Origin of the sequence: Klebsiella scottii (assembly GCF_036561945.1) — a bacterium.
In the GTDB taxonomy this organism is placed as follows: Bacteria; Pseudomonadota; Gammaproteobacteria; order Enterobacterales; family Enterobacteriaceae; genus Klebsiella; species Klebsiella scottii.
In genome coordinates this window covers 1,381,090-1,401,716 of record NZ_JARXNI010000020.1, presented here as the reverse complement: position 1 = coordinate 1,401,716, position 20,627 = coordinate 1,381,090, and the positions used below count along the sequence as shown (strand labels likewise).

The 20,627-nt window shown below is 58.4% G+C and carries 17 protein-coding genes; 6 read left to right on the top strand and 11 right to left on the bottom strand.

The window, feature by feature from the left end; genetic code table 11:
* Window positions 1–52: 52 nt before the first annotated feature.
* Window positions 53–2,830, bottom strand: coding sequence for a flavocytochrome c (locus QFI97_RS14270; RefSeq protein WP_346431417.1), 2,778 nt, complete (start codon window positions 2,828–2,830; stop codon window positions 53–55).
* Between the two features lie 634 nt (window positions 2,831–3,464).
* Here QFI97_RS14270 and QFI97_RS14265 point away from each other — a divergent pair.
* Together QFI97_RS14265 and fumA are read left to right on the top strand one after the other, a co-directional pair.
* The gene (locus tag QFI97_RS14265; protein WP_095103208.1) at window positions 3,465–4,976 is read left to right on the top strand and encodes an anion permease; all 1,512 of its coding nucleotides are present in this window, start codon (window positions 3,465–3,467) and stop codon (window positions 4,974–4,976) included.
* A 53-nt stretch (window positions 4,977–5,029) separates the two neighbouring features.
* The gene (fumA, locus tag QFI97_RS14260) at window positions 5,030–6,679 is read left to right on the top strand and encodes a class I fumarate hydratase FumA (RefSeq protein WP_346431416.1); all 1,650 of its coding nucleotides are present in this window, start codon (window positions 5,030–5,032) and stop codon (window positions 6,677–6,679) included.
* A 441-nt stretch (window positions 6,680–7,120) separates the two neighbouring features.
* Here the strand turns inward: fumA and QFI97_RS14255 are convergent, their stop codons facing one another.
* The 9 genes from QFI97_RS14255 to QFI97_RS14215 form a co-directional block, all read right to left on the bottom strand.
* Window positions 7,121–8,656 carry a DHA2 family efflux MFS transporter permease subunit gene (locus QFI97_RS14255; protein WP_346431415.1) on the bottom strand — a complete coding sequence of 512 codons (1,536 nt, stop codon included), beginning with the start codon at window positions 8,654–8,656 and terminating at the stop codon, window positions 7,121–7,123.
* A 10-nt stretch (window positions 8,657–8,666) separates the two neighbouring features.
* Window positions 8,667–9,845: an HlyD family secretion protein gene (locus tag QFI97_RS14250; RefSeq protein ID WP_095103203.1), complete on the bottom strand. Its 1,179-nt coding sequence runs from the start codon at window positions 9,843–9,845 to the stop codon at window positions 8,667–8,669.
* 24 nt (window positions 9,846–9,869) lie between these two features.
* The gene (locus tag QFI97_RS14245; protein WP_095103202.1) at window positions 9,870–10,325 is read right to left on the bottom strand and encodes a MarR family transcriptional regulator; all 456 of its coding nucleotides are present in this window, start codon (window positions 10,323–10,325) and stop codon (window positions 9,870–9,872) included.
* Window positions 10,326–10,509: 184 nt separating this feature from the next.
* Entirely contained in the window at window positions 10,510–10,899 is a 390-nt protein-coding gene (gene pcaC, locus QFI97_RS14240) for a 4-carboxymuconolactone decarboxylase (protein WP_331834312.1), read from the bottom strand.
* A complete protein-coding gene (gene pcaD, locus QFI97_RS14235; RefSeq protein ID WP_095103199.1) occupies window positions 10,892–11,656 on the bottom strand; it encodes a 3-oxoadipate enol-lactonase in 765 nt (254 codons plus the stop codon). The genes pcaC and pcaD overlap by 8 nt, the downstream gene beginning before the upstream one ends.
* Window positions 11,646–12,998: a 3-carboxy-cis,cis-muconate cycloisomerase gene (locus QFI97_RS14230; RefSeq protein WP_331834313.1), complete on the bottom strand. Its 1,353-nt coding sequence runs from the start codon at window positions 12,996–12,998 to the stop codon at window positions 11,646–11,648. Before QFI97_RS14230 ends, pcaD begins: the two co-directional genes overlap by 11 nt.
* Before the next feature lie 9 nt (window positions 12,999–13,007).
* The gene (gene pcaF, locus QFI97_RS14225; RefSeq protein WP_346431414.1) at window positions 13,008–14,210 is read right to left on the bottom strand and encodes a 3-oxoadipyl-CoA thiolase; all 1,203 of its coding nucleotides are present in this window, start codon (window positions 14,208–14,210) and stop codon (window positions 13,008–13,010) included.
* Window positions 14,211–14,220: 10 nt separating this feature from the next.
* The gene (locus QFI97_RS14220; RefSeq protein ID WP_346431413.1) at window positions 14,221–14,877 is read right to left on the bottom strand and encodes a 3-oxoacid CoA-transferase subunit B; all 657 of its coding nucleotides are present in this window, start codon (window positions 14,875–14,877) and stop codon (window positions 14,221–14,223) included.
* 10 nt (window positions 14,878–14,887) lie between these two features.
* Window positions 14,888–15,574: a 3-oxoacid CoA-transferase subunit A gene (locus QFI97_RS14215; protein ID WP_346431412.1), complete on the bottom strand. Its 687-nt coding sequence runs from the start codon at window positions 15,572–15,574 to the stop codon at window positions 14,888–14,890.
* Between the two features lie 167 nt (window positions 15,575–15,741).
* Here QFI97_RS14215 and QFI97_RS14210 point away from each other — a divergent pair, with 167 nt between their 5' ends.
* Window positions 15,742–16,548: an IclR family transcriptional regulator domain-containing protein gene (locus QFI97_RS14210; protein ID WP_041145790.1), complete on the top strand. Its 807-nt coding sequence runs from the start codon at window positions 15,742–15,744 to the stop codon at window positions 16,546–16,548.
* Here QFI97_RS14210 and smrA read toward each other — a convergent pair.
* Window positions 16,545–17,108 (bottom strand): DNA endonuclease SmrA, encoded by a 564-nt coding sequence (smrA, locus tag QFI97_RS14205; protein WP_346431411.1) that lies wholly within the window; start codon window positions 17,106–17,108, stop codon window positions 16,545–16,547. The two genes, QFI97_RS14210 and smrA, sit on opposite strands and share 4 nt — an antisense overlap.
* Window positions 17,109–17,929: 821 nt before the next feature.
* On the opposite strand from smrA, the gene ogt reads away from it, so the two are divergent.
* From ogt to uspE, 3 genes are all read left to right on the top strand, one after another.
* On the top strand, window positions 17,930–18,445 hold the full coding sequence (ogt, locus tag QFI97_RS14200) for a methylated-DNA--[protein]-cysteine S-methyltransferase (RefSeq protein ID WP_346431410.1): 516 nt from the start codon (window positions 17,930–17,932) through the stop codon (window positions 18,443–18,445).
* Between the two features lie 195 nt (window positions 18,446–18,640).
* The gene (fnr, locus tag QFI97_RS14195; protein ID WP_095103185.1) at window positions 18,641–19,393 is read left to right on the top strand and encodes a fumarate/nitrate reduction transcriptional regulator Fnr; all 753 of its coding nucleotides are present in this window, start codon (window positions 18,641–18,643) and stop codon (window positions 19,391–19,393) included.
* Between the two features lie 136 nt (window positions 19,394–19,529).
* The gene (gene uspE / locus QFI97_RS14190) at window positions 19,530–20,480 is read left to right on the top strand and encodes a universal stress protein UspE (RefSeq protein ID WP_095103182.1); all 951 of its coding nucleotides are present in this window, start codon (window positions 19,530–19,532) and stop codon (window positions 20,478–20,480) included.
* Window positions 20,481–20,627 lie beyond the last annotated feature (147 nt).

Below are 20,627 nucleotides of genomic sequence, written 5' to 3'. Positions count from 1 at the left end.
TTGCAGCTCCTGTGGATGACCCCGGCTCGCGGCCGGGGTATATCGCGAAGGGTTATCCTCTGGCGCGTTTTGCCGCCTCATGGCCCGCCAGGGTGCCAAAGATAATGATATCCGCCACCGCATTGCCGCCGATACGGTTGCCGCCGTGGATGCCGCCGACCACTTCCCCGGCGGCATAGGCGCCGGGAATCGGCTGCTGAGCGGTATTTAACACCGCGGTCGCGGTATTAATCGTCACCCCGCCCATAGTGTGGTGAACGCCCGGGGCGATGCGGATCGCATGGAACGGCCCTTCGTTAATCGGCGCCCGCAGCGCGGTGGTCCGGCCAAAATCATCGTCACGCTGGTTTTCAACAAAGCCGTTGTAGCGTTCGAGGGTGGCAAGGAAGGCATGGTAATCCATCCCCAGCGTCTCCGCCAGTTCGCGCGGGGAGCTGGCGCTGGTGGCCAGGCCTTTGGCGATATATTCATCTGCCGCTTTGTTTTTTGCCCGCACATGCTCGTCAAAGACGATCCAGGCGTACTGCTCCGGCAGCGCGATAATCGCCGCCGATACTTTATCGCGGGTCGCCATTTCGTTAAAGAAGCGCCGCCCCTGCTGGCTCACCAGAATGGCTCCGCCGCCGCGAATCGACTCCGAAATCAGGTATGAAGTCTTCTGCTCAACGGTCGGGTGGATCTGGATTTCGCCCATATCCACGGTGCCGGCGCCGATGCGTTCCAGCAGCGCGATGCCGCCGCCGGTCGCCCCTTTATGGTTGGTGGTGACAAAACCGGCGAGATCCGGACGGTACTTCACCACCATCGCGCTGTTGGCGCTGAAGCCGCCGGTGGCGACCACGATGCTCTTCGTCTGCACGTCGAAGCGCTCCTGCTCATCGTTGAGCAGACGTACGCCGCTCACTTCGTCGTTTGCCATCAGGATCTCTTTGACCGAGGTGTCCAGCATCACGTCAATCCCGCGTTTGCTGATATTGCGCACCAGGCCGCTAATCAGATAGCCGCCGACCGCCGACCCGTCGCGCGGACGGTGGGTACGATCAATGCTCATCCCGCCGGTGGTGGTGATATCGTTAAGCATGATCCCGCGGCGGGCCAGCCACTCAATCGCCTCCGGGGCGTTTTCGACAAAGCGGCGCAGCAGCTCAGGGTTGTTTTTGTTATGCCCACCCTTCAGGCTTTCCTGATAGAACAGTTCTTTGCTGTCCACGATCCCTTTTACCCGCTGGAAGCGCGTTTCCGCGGCGTTCATCCCGGCGGAGGCTTTAATGGTATTGCCGCCGATAGTCGGCATTTTTTCAACGAGCAGCACGCTGGCGCCTTCATCATGGGCCTGAATCGCCGCCGCCAGACCCGCACCGCCGCTGCCCACCACCACCACATCGTAGCTTTTCACCGCGCGATCGTCGCCGCCCTCTTCAATCGCCAGCGCTTTGCTGGATTTCAGCATCGCTTTGGATACCGCTTTTTTCACCGCCTCGCTTTGGCTGGTGGCGCCGGATATGGCGTCAACGTGCGGAGTATTGGCGGTCAAAATGCGCTCGCGGATCTCTTCAAAGCTGGTGGTGAACTCCACGGTCTGTACCGCGCTGGAGGCCAGCTCCACGTCGGCAATGCGATCGCTCTCAAGGCTGACGTGGATAACCAGCTCGCTGGCCTCGTCCTGTACGGTTTCAACAAAGACGCCGGGCTTAAACTTCGCATCGCCCATGCTCATATCGCGGATCATCGCTTCCACCAGCGAGAAGCGCCACAGCGGCTCCGGAATATGCAGGGCTTCACGCCGGGTGCTGTCGATAAACAGCTCCAGATTTTCGCCATCGGCAACGCGGTCGGTCCAGTCAGGATAGGCAATGCAGGCCCGCCCAACGGCGATCAGATCGTAGCCGCGATCCAGCCCCTGCTCGGCATCTGCGGCGTTAACGATCCCGCCAACGCCCATCACCGGAACCTGCGCGAGGTTAGCGGAGCGCAGCGCGCAGTATTTTTCAATCAGCGGCGTCGGATCGCAGGTATCGACGATGGAGGGGCGCAGCGAGGCACCCACCGAGAAGTGCAGATAGTCGAGGCCCCGCGCCGCCAGTTTTTCCAGCAGGTAGAGGGTGTCGTCAAAGCGGATGCCCGGCTCTTCCAGCTCTTCCGGCGAGAAACGGTAGCCGATAATAAAAGCGTCGTCCGCGTATTGGCTGACCATTTTATGGGTGATATCCAGCACCGCCAGCGGGAATCTGGCGCGATTATCGCGGCTGCCGCCCCAGCAGTCGTCACGCTGGTTAGAGTTAGGGGAATAGAACTGCTGGATAAGATAGGTATTGGCGCCGTGAATTTCGACCCCGTCAAAACCGGCCTGAATCGCGCGGCGGACGCCGTCACCAAATTTCGCGATCGTCTCCTCTACTTCCTCAGCGCTTAGCGCGCGCGGCATCGCGGCGCCGTCGCGCGGAGCGGCCAGCGCGCTCGGCGCTACCGGCTGTCGGCCGCCGATAAGCTGCGGGTCGACCATGCGGCCGCCGTGATAGATCTGCAAAACGGCTTTCGACCCTTCCGCCTGGATGGCTTCGGCAATTTTGGCGAGGCCGGCAATTTTGTCATCATTGTCGATGCCTATGGCGCCAGGGAAAGCCAGGCCATAGTCATCGATAAAGCAGCACTCGACAATAATGGTACCGATGCTGCCCGCTCGGGCGCGGTAGTACTCCACCAGCTCGCTGGTGACGGAGCCGTCAAAATAGCCGGTGCAGGTGGTCATCGGTGCCATAAACAGGCGGTTTTTTAGCTCAGTTCCGTTTGGTAAGGTAAAGGGCTGCAAAATACGTTGATTACTGGTCATAGTAATACTCCAGATTTTAAATATTGAAATTCAGAATTCGGTAAGGAATTTATTTTTAGTTGTGCTTTTAATTCCTGTTGTCATGCTAATAATATAGCGAATTTTTTAGTTACCAAATCACTTACGTTAGTTAAAAAACTATTTAATACCAACAATAACATCACTACCTCTATCGTATTATTTTTTTAAAATACAACGTTTACATAAAGCATAATATCGATAACAAATAAGATACTTTTGTTAATAATAAATAAAATGATCGTCAATATTATAACCAATAAAAATCAACACGTTAAAAGATAATCCCGTTTCATCAAGACTCTAAAAACCGACTTACTTTTAACATTTAGCGATATTTCGCACAAATAACCACCCTCTCCCGTAGGGTTATTGCGCGAAGTAAAAAAAACGCCACACCCCTGGATTTATTGATCTCAATCAATTGCAATTCGACATCAAAGAGCAATATATAAATAACCAACAGATTTAATTTAGCGCCCTAAAAAATGCGTTAAATAACCGTCGCGGTGATAATAAAAGCCAATGATTAATAACTAAAGAAAGTTTTGAAATTAAAGAAATCAGAAGTCACCGATGACTAAACCTTATTTTTAACTACTTGCAGATACTCATTATGAAAGAGAAAAAGACAACCACGCCGCCTGCCGGTGCAGCCAGTCCTAAGGCTGTTGATAAAAGTCGTCTGCTGATGATGGCGCTGCCCATTATCGTGGCCGTACTGCTACTTTTCATCCCGGTGCCTGATGGCCTGCCGCCATATGCCTGGCACTACTTTGCCATTTTCGTCGGCGTGATCGTCGGTCTGATTTTCGAACCCCTTCCCGGGGCGGTGATCGGGATCACCGGGGTGGTGGTTATCGCCCTGTGCAGCCAGTGGCTGCTATTCGATCCGGCGCAGCTGGCGGACCCCAAATTCAAGCTTGCCGGCGCCTCGTTTAAGTGGGCGGTAAGCGGCTTTGGTAACTCTACCGTGTGGCTGATTTTCGGCGCCTTTATGTTTGCCGCTGGCTACGACAAAACCCAGTTTGGACGCCGTCTGGCGCTGATTCTGGTAAAATACCTCGGCCGCCGCAGCCTGACGTTGGGCTACGCCATCACCTTTGCCGACCTGCTGCTGGCCCCCTTCACTCCGTCGAATACCGCCCGTAGCGGCGGGACGATTTACCCGATTATCGCCAACCTGCCGCCGCTGTATGGCTCTAAGCCTAACGACCCTAGCGCCCGGCGGATCGGTTCCTATCTGATGTGGGTGGCTATTACCGCCGCCTGTATTACCAGCTCGATGTTCCTCTCGGCGCTGGCGCCTAACCTGCTGGCCCTCGCGCTGGTGAAAAGTATTGTCGGTATCAATATCTCCTGGGGCACCTGGTTTATCGCCTTCCTGCCGGTGGGCGTGCTGCTGATTCTGGTGATGCCGCTGCTGGCCTACTGGTTCTATCCGCCGGAGGTGAAGGTGAATGATGAGGTGCCGCTGTGGGCCGCGCGTGAGCTGGAAAAACTGGGTCGGCTGTCGCGTAATGAAATTCTGCTGCTGGTGTTCGTCTGCTTCGCGCTGACGATGTGGATCTTCGCCGCCGAGTGGATTGAACCGGCGCTGGCGGCGCTGCTGGTCATCGTCCTGATGCTGTGGACCGGCGTTCTGTCATGGAGCGATATCACCAATAATAAAGCGGCGTGGAATACCTTCGTCTGGTTCGCCACCCTGGTGGCGCTGGCGGATGGCCTCTCCTCCACCGGCTTTATCGCATGGCTGGGTAAAGAAGGCGGCGCGCTGATGAGCGGTATCTCTCCGGGAGTCGCCACCATCTTGCTGCTGCTGGCGTTCTACCTGCTGCACTACCTGTTTGCCAGCACCACCGCCCATACCACCGCGCTGCTGCCGGCCATGCTGACCATCGCCTCCACCATTCCGGGTATGAATATGCAGGTATTCGTACTGCTGATGGTCACTTCGCTGGGCATTATGGGGATCATCACCCCGTACGGTACCGGCCCCAGCCCGATCTACTACGGCAGCGGCTATCTGCCGACCAAAGACTACTGGCGCCTCGGCACCATCTTCGGCGCCATCTTCCTGGCCGCCCTGCTGCTGATTGGTTATCCGTGGATGTCCATGATGTTCTGATTCACAACCGTCGGGGTCACTCCCGGCGGTTTTACTCTTAGGGAGCTTAAACAATGTCGACTAAACCGTTTGTTTATCAGGAAGCTTTTCCGCTGGCGAAAGATAAGACTGAATACTATCTGCTGAGCAAAGAGCACGTCAGCGTCGCCGGGTTCGAGGGCGAGGAAATTCTCAAGGTTGCGCCTGAAGCGCTCACCCTGCTGGCCCAGCAGGCATTTCACGACGCGGCCTTTATGCTGCGCGTTTCCCACCAGCAGCAGGTAGCGGCCATTCTGCTCGATCCCGAGGCCAGCGAAAACGACAAGTACGTCGCCCTGCAGTTCCTGCGTAACTCAGAGATTGCCGCCAAGGGCATTCTGCCCACCTGCCAGGACACCGGCACCGCCATCATCATGGGCAAGAAAGGCCAGCGGGTGTGGACCGGCGGCGGCGACGAAGCGGCGCTGGCGCGCGGCGTCTACAACACCTATACCGAAGATAACCTGCGCTATTCGCAAAACGCCGCGCTGGATATGTATAAAGAGGTCAACACCGGCACCAACCTGCCGGCGCAGATCGATCTGTACAGCGTTGACGGCGACGAATACAAATTCTTGTGCATGGCAAAAGGCGGCGGTTCGGCCAACAAAACCTATCTCTATCAGGAAACCAAGGCGCTGATTACCCCGGCGAAGCTGAAAAACTACCTCGTCGAGAAGATGCGTACCCTCGGCACCGCCGCCTGCCCGCCGTACCACATTGCTTTTGTTATCGGCGGGACCTCTGCGGAATCGACGCTGAAAACCGTTAAGCTGGCCTCCACCCACTATTACGACGACCTGCCAACCGAAGGCAACGAGCACGGCCAGGCGTTCCGCGACGTGCAGCTGGAGCAGGAGCTGCTGCTGGCCGCGCAGGATCTCGGCTTCGGCGCGCAGTTTGGCGGCAAGTACTTTGCCCACGACATCCGCGTGATTCGCCTGCCGCGCCACGGCGCCTCCTGCCCGGTCGGGATGGGGGTTTCCTGCTCCGCCGACCGCAACATCAAGGCGAAGATCAACCGTCACGGGATCTGGATTGAGAAACTGGAGAGCAACCCCGGCCAGTACATCCCGGAAGCGCTGCGCCGGCAGGGTGAAGGCCAGGTCGTCAGCATTGACCTCAATCAGCCGATGAACGATATCCTCAAGCAGCTTTCGGCCCATCCGGTTTCAACCCGCCTGACGCTGAACGGCACGATTATCGTCGCCCGCGATATCGCCCACGCTAAGCTCAAGGAGCTGCTGGATAACGGTAAAGCGCTGCCGCAGTATGTGAAAGATCACCCGATCTACTACGCCGGTCCGGCGAAAACTCCGGAGGGTTATGCGTCAGGTTCGCTGGGGCCGACCACCGCCGGAAGGATGGACTCCTACGTCGATCTGCTGCAGTCCCACGGCGCGAGCATGGTGATGCTGGCGAAAGGCAACCGCAGCCAGCAGGTGACCGATGCCTGCCATAAGCACGGCGGCTTCTATCTCGGCAGCATCGGCGGCCCGGCGGCGGTGCTGGCGCAGCAGAGTATTAAGAGCCTTGAGTGCGTGGCTTATCCGGAGCTGGGAATGGAGGCTATCTGGAAAATCGAGGTGGAAGACTTCCCGGCGTTTATTCTGGTGGATGATAAAGGCAACGACTTCTTCCAGCAGATTCAGAACCAGCAGTGTAACGGCTGTGCCCAGCGGTAATGTTGCCGGCTAAAGCCGGGCGCTGCGTGGTATCATTTAGCTAAGAGGTATTCCGTTCACCCTACGTCAGGCAGAACATGCGGCCTCAGTGCGAAGTGACCGGGTTAAGGGGAAGATAACCGTCTTCCCCTTAACAATCCCCGCGGTCCCGCACGGAAATCGGTGCTGCGCACGGCCTGCAGCCTGCGATCGGCTCAACTCGACTTGCTCGCCCGTTCCGGGGCTCGCTCCTGTCTCGATTCGCCTCTTGCCGCCATACCTGGCGGCCAGCCCTTGTCTTCCGGCCTTCGGTTCGCCGATTTCAGCGGGGTCCAGGGCCCCGCTGCACGCCTTTTCATCCCAAAATGTCCATCACTGCGGAGAGCAACAACGATCGAGGAAAAAGCAGGCAACGATCGAATTGACAGGCGCAGCTCGGGCACGTTTTTTATCACCCCGCGGCTAGTGACCGGCCGAGGGGGCGCCCGGCGCTCCGGCGCGGCTGAACGGCGGACGGGCAAACCAGATAACCACAATCAGCGCCATAAAGCCCCAGCCTAAAACCCAGAAGTAGTCGATGGTCGACATCATATAGGCCTGTTGCTCAATGGTTTTATCGATCAGCGCCATATGCTGCTGGGTCGCTCCGCCCATCTTCTCCACGTAGTCCACCGCCGCAGGATTATAAGCAGAGACGCTTTCGGTCAGGTTGGCATGGTGGAACACCTCCCGCCGCGACCAGATCCAGGTGGTCAGCGAAGACGCAAACGAGCCGCCCAGCACGCGGAAGAAGGTCGCCAGACCGGAGCCTTCCGCCACCTCCGCCCCGTTGAGGTTCGACAGCACGATAGTGGTGATCGGCATAAAGAAAAACGCCACGCCAATCCCCATAAACAGCTGCACTTCGGCGATAGTGCGAAAATCGACGTCGGTGTTGAACTGCGCGCGAATAAGGCAGGAAGCCCCCATCGTCAGGAACGAGAGCGAAGCCAGAATACGCAGGTCGAAATTATTGGCGTAGCGGCCAATAACCGGCGTCATCACCAGCGGCAGCACGCCCATCGGCGCGGCGGCAAGCCCGGCCCAAATGGCGGTATAGCCCATCTGCGTTTGCAGCCACTGCGGCAAAATAATATTGATGGCAAAGAACGCCGCATAGCCCAGGGTCAGCGAAAGCGTACCGATCGCAAAGTTACGGTCCTTAAACAGGCGCAGGTTGACGATCGGATGGCGCTCGCCCAGCTCCCAGATGACAAACGCAACCAGCGAAATCGCCGAAATCGTCGACATCACAACGATGTGAATTGAGGCGAACCAGTCGAGATCGTTGCCTTTGTCCAGCACCACCTGCAGCAGCCCGACGCCAAGCACCAACAGCGCAATGCCGATGTAGTCAATCGGCGCATGGGTGGTGGTCTCTTCCCGCGCGCGCATCTGCGTCCAGACGACGATCGCGGCGAAGATGCCGATCGGCACGTTGATGTAGAAAATCCACGGCCAGGAGTAGTTATCGGTGATCCAGCCGCCGGTTATAGGCCCGACAATCGGCGCCACCACCGTCACCATCGACAGCAGCGCGAGCGCCATGCTGCGCTTGCTCGACGGGAAGATAACCAGCAGCAGCGTCTGGCACATCGGGAACATCGGTCCGGCGAAAAAACCCTGCAGGGCGCGAAAGATAATCAGCTCGCTCATGCTGTGGGCAAAGCCGCACAGGAACGACGTCAGGGTAAACAGCACCACCGAGCCGATAAACAGCTTTAGCTGGCCGAAGCGCCGGGTAAACCAGCCGGTCAGCGGCAGCGCAATGGCGTTACACACCGCAAAGGAGGTGATAACCCAGGTCCCCTGATCGGCGCTCACCCCGAGGTTGCCGGCAATCGTCGGCAGCGCCACGTTGGCAATAGTGGAGTCCAGCACCTGCATAAACGTGGCCAGCGACAGCGCGAGCACCGCCAGCCACATATTGGGCGGCGTAAATGCGGCCTTATCTTGCATAACGTCTCTCTTAACGGGCGCCGGCGGCTACCGCTTTGCTGTTGTCATGAAGGATTTTAGCCACCAGCTGGTCCGCCTGTTCCAGCGGGTTCTGATACACATCCGTGGTGAAACGCGGGGCGCTAACGGTTTGCTGCGGCAGCAGATGGCCATCGGTATCGCGAATATCAACGCGAACGTTCATCGACAGCCCCACCCGCAGCGGGTTTTTCTGCATATCGTGCGGGTCCAGCGTGATGCGTACCGGCAGACGCTGGACGATTTTGATCCAGTTGCCGCTGGCGTTCTGCGCGGGGAGCAGCGAGAACGCGCTGCCGGTGCCAATGCCCAGGCTTTCAATGGTGCCGTGATATTCCACGTCGTCGCCGTAAAGATCCGCGCTGAGCGTCACTTTCTGCCCCAGGCGCATCGCGTTCATCTGACTCTCTTTGAAGTTGGCGTCGACCCAAACCTCATTCAGCGGCACGATAGCCATCAGGGTGGTCCCCGAATCGACGCGCATGCCGAGCTGGACCGCGCGTTTGGCTACAAAGCCGCTGACCGGCGCAACGATGGTGCTGCGCGAATTATCCAGATAGCGCTGACGCAGCGTGGCCACCGCGCTTTTGATTTCGGGATGACTGTCGATAACCGTGTCATCAACCATCGCCGTGTTGGTGCGTAACGCCTCCTGAGCGGCGGCTAAGTCGCTCTGCGCGCTGGTGACCGCGTCGCGATAGTGGGAGAGATCTTCCGCAGCGATGGCGCCGCTCTGGAAGATTTTCTGCCGCCGGGCGTAGTCGTTTTGCGCCGTCTGCAGGGCGACCCTTTTCGCCGCGACCTGGGCACGGTAGTTATCCGCCGTGCTGTAGAGGCCGCGAACCTGACGCACGGTGTTGGCCAGATTGGCTTCCGCCTGCTGCAGCGCAATTTCGGTATCGCTCGGATCGAGCAGCACCAGCGGCTGCCCCTTCTGCACAAAGTCGCCCTCATCCACCGTAACCTGGGTCACCGTACCGCCGATTTGCGGGGTCAGCGTTACCTGGTTGCCGTTGACGTAGGCATCGTCGGTCGATTCATAGTAGCGGGCGTACAGCAGGTACCATGCCAGGCCGCCTGCGGCGGCCAGAAGCAGAATAATCAGTAAAATAATAAAGTTGCGTTTGCGCTTGCTGCCGCGCTCGGCGTGCTGTGCAGGTGTGGTTTCCATCTTGTCCGGACCTTCTTGAATACGTTAGCGATGAGGGGCAACAATTTCGTCTGGCAGCATTTTTGTCATTAGCTCTACCAGTAAACGAGACTCGTCGGGGGTCAGTCGGGCGGTAAGGTCGCTGATGATTGACGCCAGCGCTTCATTAACAAAGCGCTCGCAAATCAGCTCGCCTTTGCCGGTCAGCGCCAGCACGACCTGCCGCTTATCCTGCGGATTAGGCGAACGGCTGATGAGATCGCGCTTAACCATGCGATCCACCATGCGGCTCATCGCCCCGGCATCCATGACCAGATTTTTGCTGATCTCAACCGGACTGGTGACGCCCTTATAGATGCTGATCAGCACCTTAAACTGGGCGGCAGTAATATCCATGCCGGAGAAGTACTGGCTGATTAGCTGGTCTTTATACTGGTTTGCCAGATGAATTAATAAACCCAAGTGGAACTTGTTATTGATAATACCCGGATGGTTACTCATGATATTTGCCTGGTCAGTAATTGCAGATGAAATTACTGACCAGGCATCTATTTGTCAACGCCGTGTCAAGAAGATCGCACATTTTGTCAGGACGAGCGCCGACGGTTGCGCCGGAAGAGGTCAACAAAATAGAGGGTTAACGCGAGGAAAGCCGGGCGCAAACGCCCGGCCCGAGAACGCTTGCTTACGCCTGCTGCGCGTCCAGCTCGTCAAACACCTGCTGCGCCAGGTGCATCGTGGCGTTGGCCGCAGGCAGACCGCAGTAGAGCGCGGAGTGCATAATCAGCTCCTTGAGCTCATCGCGGGTCACGCCGTTATTAAACGCAGCGCGCAGATGCATTTTGAGCTCCGCTTCGCGGTTAAGCGCTATCAGCATCGCGATGGTGATCATACTGCGAGTATGGTGATCCAGCCCCGGCCGGGTCCAGGTTTCGCCCCATGCGTAGCGGGTAATAAAATCCTGAAACTCGGCATTAAGCGGGGTCAGCTTGTCCAGCGTGCGGTCGACGTGCGCATCGCCCAGCACCTTGCGCCGTACGCCCATTCCCTCCTGATAACGCGCTTTATCATCCATGCCGTTCCCCCCGGAAGAACCCCAGCAATGCGGCGCTGAATACCCCTGCCGCTTCGATATTAGACAGATGCGATGCGGCCACTACCACCACCTGCGAGGCGGGGATCTGCTGATGCAAAAAGTTAGCATCCGCCACCGTCGTGACAGGGTCACTTTCCCCGGCGATAATCAGGGTTGGAAGACTAATGTGCCCCACTTCGCTACGCAGGTCGGCCGCCGCCAGCGCTTCGCAACAGGCGGCATACCCTTCGGCATCGCTATGGGTCAGCTGATGGCATAGCGACTCCACCACCTCCGGCGCTTTCTGACGAAAGGCGTGGGTAAACCAGCGATCCGCCGCGCCGGCGGCGACGACATCCATCCCCTCCTGACGGACGGCCCGCGCCCGCGAGAGCCAGCTGGCCTGGTCGCCAATCCGCGCGGCGGTATTGGCCACCGCGATGGCGTAAAATCGTTCCGGGGCAAAGCGTCCCAGCCATAGTCCGGTCAGCCCGCCCATCGAAATCCCGCAAAACCAGGCTTTCTCAATTTGCAGATGATCGAGCAGCGCAATAACGTCTTCGCCAAGCTGGGCGAGGGTCACTTTACCGCTTTTAGCGGTTTGACCATGACCGTGGGTGTCGTAACGCAGCACGCGAAACTGCGCGGTTAGGGCAGCCAGCTGCGGCTGCCACATCGATCGGGTGGTGCCCAGCGAGTTGGACAGAACGATAACCGGCGCACCTTCCGGCCCGTCAATCTGGTAATCAAGGTTCATCACGTTGTTCCTTGTAACGCGCCACGACCTGGCGCACAAAAATTTCCGCACTGCCGGTCGCCGTTGTCGGGTCCAGCAGCTGGGTTAAACGGCTTGCGCTAAAGTGCTGGCTCACCAGAGGATCGCTTTCCAGCAGCGCCAGCAGCGGGCGCGACTGGTCAATCGCCTGACGGCACAGCGCCTCTACCCGATGATGGGCGTCGGCCTTACCGATAAACTCCGCCAGCGCCAGAGTGACCGCTTCAGCCATAATCAGGCCGTGGGTCATATCAAGATCGGCGCGCATTTTTTGCGGGAAAACCTGCATATCGCGCACCAGATCGACGCTTTGTTGCAGCGCGCCGCCGACGAGGGTAATCAGCTCCGGCAGCGTTTCCCACTCCGCCTGCCAGCCGCCGAGCGCGCGCTCGTGCTGCTGGATCTGGCCGGCATACAGGCAGGCCACCAGGCCCGGCGTGCGCTGGGCCGCAGTCAGAATCGCCGCGCAGGCGATCGGATTACGCTTGTGCGGCATCGTCGACGAGCCGCCGCGGCCTTCCCCTACCGGCTCCGCAACTTCGGCAACTTCCGTTTGCATCAGCAGCGAAAAGTCGTTGGCAAATTTTCCCAACGTCCCGCAGACCCCGGCGTACCAGGCGCCCACTTCCAGCAGCCGATCGCGCTGGCTGTGCCACGGGGCGTCCGGCAGCGCCAGGCCAAGCTCGGTCGCCAGCTGCCCGGCGACCTCCGGCCCACGCCCTTTTAACGCGTCCAGCGTGCCCGCCGCGCCGCCAAACTGCAGCACCAGGACGCGGGCGCGCATTTCTCGCAGCCGCAGCTGCCAGCGCAGCAGCGCATCGAGGGTGCCCGCAAGCTTGAGGCCAAAGGTCACCGGCAGCGCGTGCTGCATCCAGGTGCGCCCCGGCATGACCGTATGCTGATGCCGCTGCGCCTGCAGCGCAAACTCAGCCGTCAGGCGCTGCAGCAGCAAGTCGGTCTCCGCCAGCGCGCCGCGCAGCTGCAGAACCAGACCGCTGTCGATAGCATCCTGGCTGGTGGCTCCCCAGTGCACGTAGCGAGCGGCCTGCGGGTCCGCGGCGTTAACGCAGGCGGTGAGCTGTTTGACCAGCGGGATCGCCAGGTTACCGGCGCGGGTCGCCGCCTGTCCCAGAGCGGAAAAATCGATCTGCGAATGGCGGCAGGCGTTGACCACCGGCGCGACGGCGAACTGCGGCACAATGCCACAGGCGGCCTGGGCACGAACCAGCGCGGCTTCAAAATCCAGCATCCCCTGTACCCGCTGCGCATCGCTAAACCAGGCGGTTAGCGGGCTGGTGCGCATCATCGGGGTCAGCAAACTCATTTTGGCTCCTTAAACACGTTCAATAATCAGCGCAATTCCCTGGCCGACGCCGATGCACATGGTGCACAGCGCGTAGCGGCCGCCGGTGCGCCGTAGCTGATAGGCGGCGGTCAGCGCCAGCCGCCCGCCGGATGCGCCCAGCGGATGGCCTAAGGCAATCGCCCCGCCGTTAGGGTTAACGTGCGCGGCGTCGTCCGGCAGGCCTAAATCGCGCGTCACCGCCAGCGCCTGCGCGGCAAAGGCTTCGTTGAGTTCAATAACATCCATCTGCGCCAGCGTCAGTCCGGTCAATGCCAGCACCTTGCGCACTGCCGGAGCCGGGCCGAAGCCCATAATTCTTGGCGCGACCCCGGCCGTCGCCACGCCGACAACGCGCGCCAGCGGCTGCAGGTCGTTCGCCATCAGCGCCTGTTCGCTTGCCAGCAGCAGCGCGCAGGCCCCGTCGTTGACCCCCGAAGCGTTGCCGGCGGTCACCGAGCCGTCGGCACGCACCACGCCTTTTAGCTTCGCCAGCGCCTCCAGCGAGGTGCTGCGCGGGTGCTCATCGCGGGTGAACAGCAGCGGCTCGCCCTTGCGCTGCGGGATTGAGACCGCGATGAGCTCATCGGCAAAGCGCCCGGCCTCCTGCGCCTCTGCGGTTCGCCGCTGGCTGCGCAGGGCGAAAGCGTCCTGGTCTGCGCGCGAAATCGCGAAATCAGCGGCCACGTTTTCGGCGGTTTCCGGCATCGAATCGACGCCATACAGCGCCTTCATCCGCGCGTTGATAAAGCGCCAGCCGATAGTGGTATCTTCAATCTGCATGCTGCGGCTATAGGCGTTTTCAGCTTTACCCATGACAAAGGGCGCGCGCGACATGCTCTCTACCCCGCCGGCGATCATCAGCTGAGTCTCGCCGCTTTTAATCGCCCGCGCTGCGACGCCGATCGCATCAAGGCTCGAGCCGCACAGACGGTTAATGGTGCTTCCGGGAACCGTTTCCGGAAGGCCGGCCAGCAGCAGCGCCATGCGCGCGACGTTGCGGTTATCCTCACCGGCCTGGTTGGCGCAGCCGTAAATCACGTCATCGATGCGTGAAGGATCCAGCCCCGGATTGCGCTCCAGCAGCGCTTTTAGCGGCAGCGCGCCTAAATCGTCGGCGCGCATCGGCGCCAGAGCGCCCGCAAAGCGACCGAAGGGTGTACGTACCGCATCACAGATAAATGCCTGATTCATCATAGGTTCCTTATGCGCTTTTCGCCAGATGTTCGCAGGTCAACGCCACCGGCGTGATGCGCTGCAGCTCTTCAAAAGAGAGGCCGTTGAAAATTTCCCGTACTACCGGGCCGCCGGGGGTGATATCGATAACCGCAAGATCGGTGTAGATGCGGCTGACGCAGCCAACGCCGGTCAGCGGATAGCTGCAGCGTTCGACCAGCTTGCACTCGCCGTCGCGGGTCAGATGATCCATCATCACGAAGACCTGTCGCGCGCCGATGGCCAGATCCATCGCCCCGCCGACGGCCGGAATCGAGTCCGGCGCGCCGGTGCTCCAGTTGGCGAGGTCGCCGCAGGCAGAGACCTGATAGGCTCCCAGCACGCAGATATCAAGATGGCCGCCGCGCATCATGGCGAAGGAGTCGCCGTGGTGGAAGAAACAGCCGCCTTTCAGCAGCGTGACGTACTCTTTCCCGGCGTTAATCAGCTCCGGGTCCTCTTCGCCCGGCTGCGGCCTGCCCCCCATTCCCAGCAGGCCGTTTTCGCTGTGCAGGAACACTTCTTTATCCGCCGGCAGATAGTTGGCGATGCGGGTCGGTAAGCCGATACCGAGGTTCACATAGGCCCCTTCCGGAATATCGAGAGCCACGCGCTGGGCCATTTCATCACGAGTTAATTTTTGCATCGTTGGCTCCTCAGGCGCTCTGTGCGGTAATGGCTTTTTCCAGCGAGAAGACGCGCTGGACAAAAATCCCCGGGGTAATGATATTTTCCGGGTCCAGTTCGCCAAGAGTGACCAGGCGGGAGACCTCAGCGATGGTGGTTTTGGCGGCGGTCGCCATAATCGGGCCGAAGTTGCGCGCCGCTTTGCGATAGACCAGGTTGCCCCAGCGATCCGCGTGGTGGGCCTTGATCAGCGCAAAATCGGCCTTAATCGGATATTCGAGAACGTAGTGCCGCCCGTCGATTTCGCGGGTCTCTTTGCCTTCCGCCAGCGGCGTGCCGTAGCCGGTCGGGGTAAATATCGCGCCCAGCCCGGCGCCGGCGGCCTGGATGCGGGCCGCCAGATTGCCCTGCGGAACCAGCTCCAGCTCAACCTTGCCGCGACGGTAGAGATCGTCAAAAATTTGCGAGTCAACCTGACGCGGGAAAGAGCAGATCATCTTGCTCACCCGCCCGGCCTTCAGCAGCGCCGCCAGGCCCACCTCACCGTTGCCCGCGTTGTTGTTGATAATGGTTAAGTCGCGGGCGCCCTGCTCAATCAGGGCATCAATCAGGTACGTTGGCTGACCGGCGGGACCAAAACCGCCGATCATGATGGTCGCGCCGTCGTGGATCCCGGAGATGGCATCGCTTAGCGTCGACACGCTTTTATCAATCATCAGGTCGCTCCTTTATGTGCGGTAATCGCACTTATATACGTTGTTCGCACAAAATGTGACCCGCTTAACGATGTTGGTCAAGGGCGATAATCGAAATATGGTGCGATAATCGAACATCGTATATCTTTAGCGAAAGAATGTGATCGATGGCAAATATGGAGAACAAAATGGAGAAGCATCCAGACGATTTACTGACCGGCGATAGCGACCCGTTTAAGGGCGATCCGAACTTTATGGCCTCGCTGGCCCGCGGGCTGGAGGTGATCCAGGCATTCACCCCGCAGCGTCCGGTGCTGTCGATCTCACAGATCAGCCAGAAGACCGGCATTCCGCGCGCGGCGGTGCGCCGCTGCCTCTACACGCTGGGCAAGCTGGGGTTTGTCTATGCCGAAGATGGTAAGAATTTTCAGCTGCGCCCGCGCATCCTCGCCCTTGGCCACGCCTGGCTCGCCTCAACCCCGCTGGCGCGTTCTGCCCAGCCGGTGCTCAAGCATCTGAGCGAAATGCTTAATGAATCCTGCTCAATCGCCACCCTCGACGGCGACGATATTCTGTACATTGCCCGCGCCTCCAGCTCGCGCATTATGACTATCGATCTGGATATAGGCAGCCGGCTGCCGGCCTGGGCAACCTCGATGGGCCGGGTGCTGTTAAGCCATCAGCCGGAGGAGAAACTGAACGATATGCTGGGTCGGGTGACGATGATTCGCTATACCCCGCAGACGGTGGATTCGGTGAATAAGCTGCGCGCCGAGCTCAAGCGCGTCCACCAGCAGGGCTATGCGCTGAACGATCAGGAGCTGGAGATGGGGCTGCGCTCGCTGGCGGTGCCGCTGTTTAACCCACAGGGACAGGTTCAGGCGGCGCTGAACGTCGGCGTCCATGCCGGACAGGTTTCCACCCGCGAAATGCTGGATCGGGTGCTGCCCGAGCTGCAAAAGGCGGCCCGGGAGCTGACGCTGCTGCTGCGCTAGCGGCTGCGTTTGGCGTGGCGTTCCCAGTTTTCCTGCTTTGCCTCGGCCGATTTGCGCAGGGCGACATAGCACGCCCCGCTGCCGCCGTGATGCGCAGAGGCGACGCAAAACGCCTGCACCTCGGGAAGTTCTTCCAGCCAGCGCGCCAGGTAGCTGCGGATAATATTGGGGTGAGCGTTGTCGTCGCGCCCTTTGCCATGAACAATCAGCACGTTGCGCAGCGCCTCTTTCTGCGCCTGAACCACAAAGGCAAACAGCATTTGCCGGCACTGTTCGACCGGCCGGCGCAGCAGATTGAGGCTCGCCTGCTGGCTATATTTCCCCTGCCGCAGCTTGTCCAGCACGCCGTTTTGTAACCCCTCGCGCCTGAACTCCAGCGGTGTCGTCAGCGGCAGCACGTCGAGATAGCCGGTGGTCAAAAAGTTATCCAGCTGCAGCGCGTCGATGCGCTGCGGGGTACGGGCGTGGCGCTCGGGATGCCACAGCACGTCGTTGCCGCTCTTAAGCGGCTGGACATCCTCCATGGCATCCAGAAATAGCGATTTGTCGTCAAGGTTCATCTGCACTCCTCCGGCTGCTACCGGAGGCTACTATAGCCGCCGCAACGCGCGCCCTCAACGCGTTTGTCGGCGGGCGAATAGCGACGTTAATCGCCCGTCCCGCCGCGCTGAAGATCGGTTACGCCAAAGGAAGTGCCAGAAAATAACGGATAATCTGCTGAATATTTGTATTGCTGGCGGGAATAACAGGTCGGCAAGCGTTCGTCGTTAAAACGCTTGCCGAACCTGCTCAGGCACCTAAAGATGTTTTTTCTTTAAGTGCATATCTTTCATTAACTTATAAAGCGATTCGATCATAATAGAGACAGCATTTAACAGCAAACCACTGATAATCAATATCAAAACGCCAGTCAGCATATATTGCATACCATCACCTTTCTCGTTAACAAAAAAAAGCCAGCACTGAAGTGCTGACAAATAATTGATTCAAGGAGTGCCTGTATAGCGTATTGCGGCGTCGGGTGCCTCCCGATGAATTAGCCAGTGCAAACTAGTCCGCGTGCGGATGACAAACTGCATAAAGGGGTGAACCGGACGCTCCTTCGCAGGGGGGAATTTACCGCCCGGAGAAAGTAGTAAAATCCATTTACCACCGCGCGGCGTAGTGAATACAAAATTAAATATCACGCACTTCGTTGCGTATTGATTTTGCTTCTGCTCAGCAGGCAGATGCAAAATGGAAAACTTTCTCATTGATTCGCCCCCTCAGCCGCACCGTTCACCGTTTACCTTTATGGAGTATAGTTGCCCACCCGGATGGCGTGATATCTTGTGCTCAGGCTGCAGTAATAATCATTTGAATCAGGTAATAAGGAAAAACGATGCTGGTACTGCTTCAGGACAAAATCGATACCCCGGTCGGGCCGCTATGGATCATTTGCGACGAACAGTTCCGCCTGCGTGCCGTTGAGTGGGAGGAACATAGCGATCGGATGGAGCAGCTGCTTGAGCTGCACTATCGCCATGAAGGGTTTCAGCGCGTGGATTCCCGCGATCCGGGCGGGCTGAGCAGCAGGCTCGGCGACTATTTCGCCGGTGACCTTGCGATTATCGAGACGCTGCCGACGGCAACGGCGGGCACCCCGTTTCAACGCGAAGTCTGGAAAACGCTGCGCACCATTCCCTGCGGTCACGTCATGCATTACGGCCAGCTGGCAGAGGCATTGGGTCGGCCGGGCGCTGCGCGGGCGGTCGGGGCGGCCAACGGCTCTAATCCGGTCAGTATCGTGGTTCCCTGCCATCGCGTCATTGGACGTAACGGCACCATGACCGGATACGCGGGCGGCGTTCAGCGTAAAGAGTGGTTATTGCGCCATGAGGGGTATTTGCTTCTTTGACCGTAAGTGCCTTTTATCGGAAGCATCAGGCAACTTTACAATCAGCTATGTTCGGACATCTTATTTCTTATCAATGAGATAAATGGTGTAATTGCTTTACCCTTTTAATATTACGTGTTTCATCGGTTCGAGGCTTACCTGCTCACCAAAAAGATGTTAAAATTGACCAATATCAATTAAGGCTTGAGCAGACTTATGATCCCGGAAAAGAGAATTATACGACGCATTCAGTCTGGCGGTTGCGCAATCCATTGTCAGGATTGCAGCATCAGCCAGCTTTGCATCCCTTTTACTCTGAACGAGCACGAGCTTGATCAGCTTGATAATATCATCGAGCGAAAAAAGCCTATCCAGAAAGGACAGACCCTGTTCAAAGCCGGCGATGAGCTGAAGTCGCTGTACGCCATTCGTTCAGGCACCATCAAAAGCTACACCATTACCGAGCAGGGCGACGAGCAGATTACCGGCTTCCACCTGGCGGGTGATTTGGTCGGTTTTGACGCTATCGGCACCGGTCTCCACCCGAGCTTCGCTCAGGCGCTGGAAACCTCAATGGTTTGCGAAATCCCCTTCGAAACGCTGGATGACCTCTCAGGTAAGATGCCGAATCTGCGTCAGCAGATGATGCGCCTGATGAGCGGCGAGATCAAAGGCGATCAGGACATGATCCTGCTGCTTTCCAAAAAGAACGCCGAGGAGCGCCTGGCGGCCTTTATCTATAATCTCTCCCGCCGTTTTGCCCAACGCGGCTTCTCGCCTCGTGAATTCCGTCTGACCATGACCCGCGGCGATATCGGTAACTACCTCGGCCTGACCGTAGAAACCATCAGCCGCCTGCTGGGCCGTTTCCAGAAAAGCGGAATGCTGGCAGTTAAAGGTAAATATATCACCATCGAAAACAGCGACCTCCTCTCTCAGCTGGCAGGTCAAGCGCGTAACGTCGCCTGATTGCCCGATCCCTTCGCCAGATCGCTAATTTTTTTCTTATTTGTTGATCTGGCCAGGGTCATCCCCTGTTTCAATCCATCTATATAGGTTATCTTTTTAATTACAGACTGCAGTTACAGTTGTAAGGAGACCCTGTATGGCGAAGTATCAGAACATGCTGGTAGTAATCGACCCTAATCAGGACGACCAGCCCGCATTACGGCGTGCGGTATACCTACACCAACGGATTGGTGGCCGCATTAAAGCCTTTTTGCCAATCTATGATTTTTCATATGAGATGACGACCCTGCTGTCGCCCGACGAGCGAACGGCTATGCGCCAGGGCGTTATCAGCCAACGCAGCGCCTGGATCAAGGAGCAGGCCCGGTTCTATATCGAATCCGGGATCCCGATTGACATCAAGGTGGTATGGCACAACCGCCCCTTCGAAGCCATCATTCAGGAAATCCTCAGCGACAAGCATGATTTAGTGCTGAAAATGGCGCACCAGCACGACAAGCTGGAAGCGGTGATCTTCACCCCGACCGACTGGCATCTTCTGCGCAAATGCCCGTGCCCGGTGTGGATGGTTAAAGACCAGCCGTGGCCTGAGGGCGGCAGAGCGCTGGTGGCGGTGAACCTTGCCAGTGAAGAAAACTACCACGATGCTCTGAATGAGAAACTGGTAAAAGAGACGCTTGAGCTGGCGGAACAGGTTAACCACACCGAGGTCCACCTGGTGGGCGCCTATCCGGTTACGCCAATCAATATCGCCATTGAGTTACCTGATTTCGATCCCAGCATCTATAACGACGCGATTCGCGGCCAGCACCTGCTGGCGATGAAAACGCTGCGGCAAAAGTTTGGTATTGATGAGAGCCGCACCCACGTAGAGAAGGGTTTACCGGAAGAAGTGATTCCCGATCTGTCGGAGCATCTGCAGGCGGGGATTGTCGTGCTCGGCACCATCGGACGTACCGGACTGTCGGCGGCCTTCCTCGGCAATACCGCCGAGCAGGTGATCGATCATCTGCGCTGCGATCTGCTGGCGCTGAAGCCGGACCAGTACAAAACGCCGGTTGAAATGGACGATGAAGACGACGACTAACCTCCAGCAGGCCGGCCGCCAGTCGTAGCCACTCCCCACTCCCCACTCCCCTGCAGCCGCGGGGGATTTTTTTGCCCGTCGCCTGGCGTAGCGCGCAAAAAAGGGCCTTCCGGCCCCCTTCATCAGCGATGCATGCAGGCTGAAGTG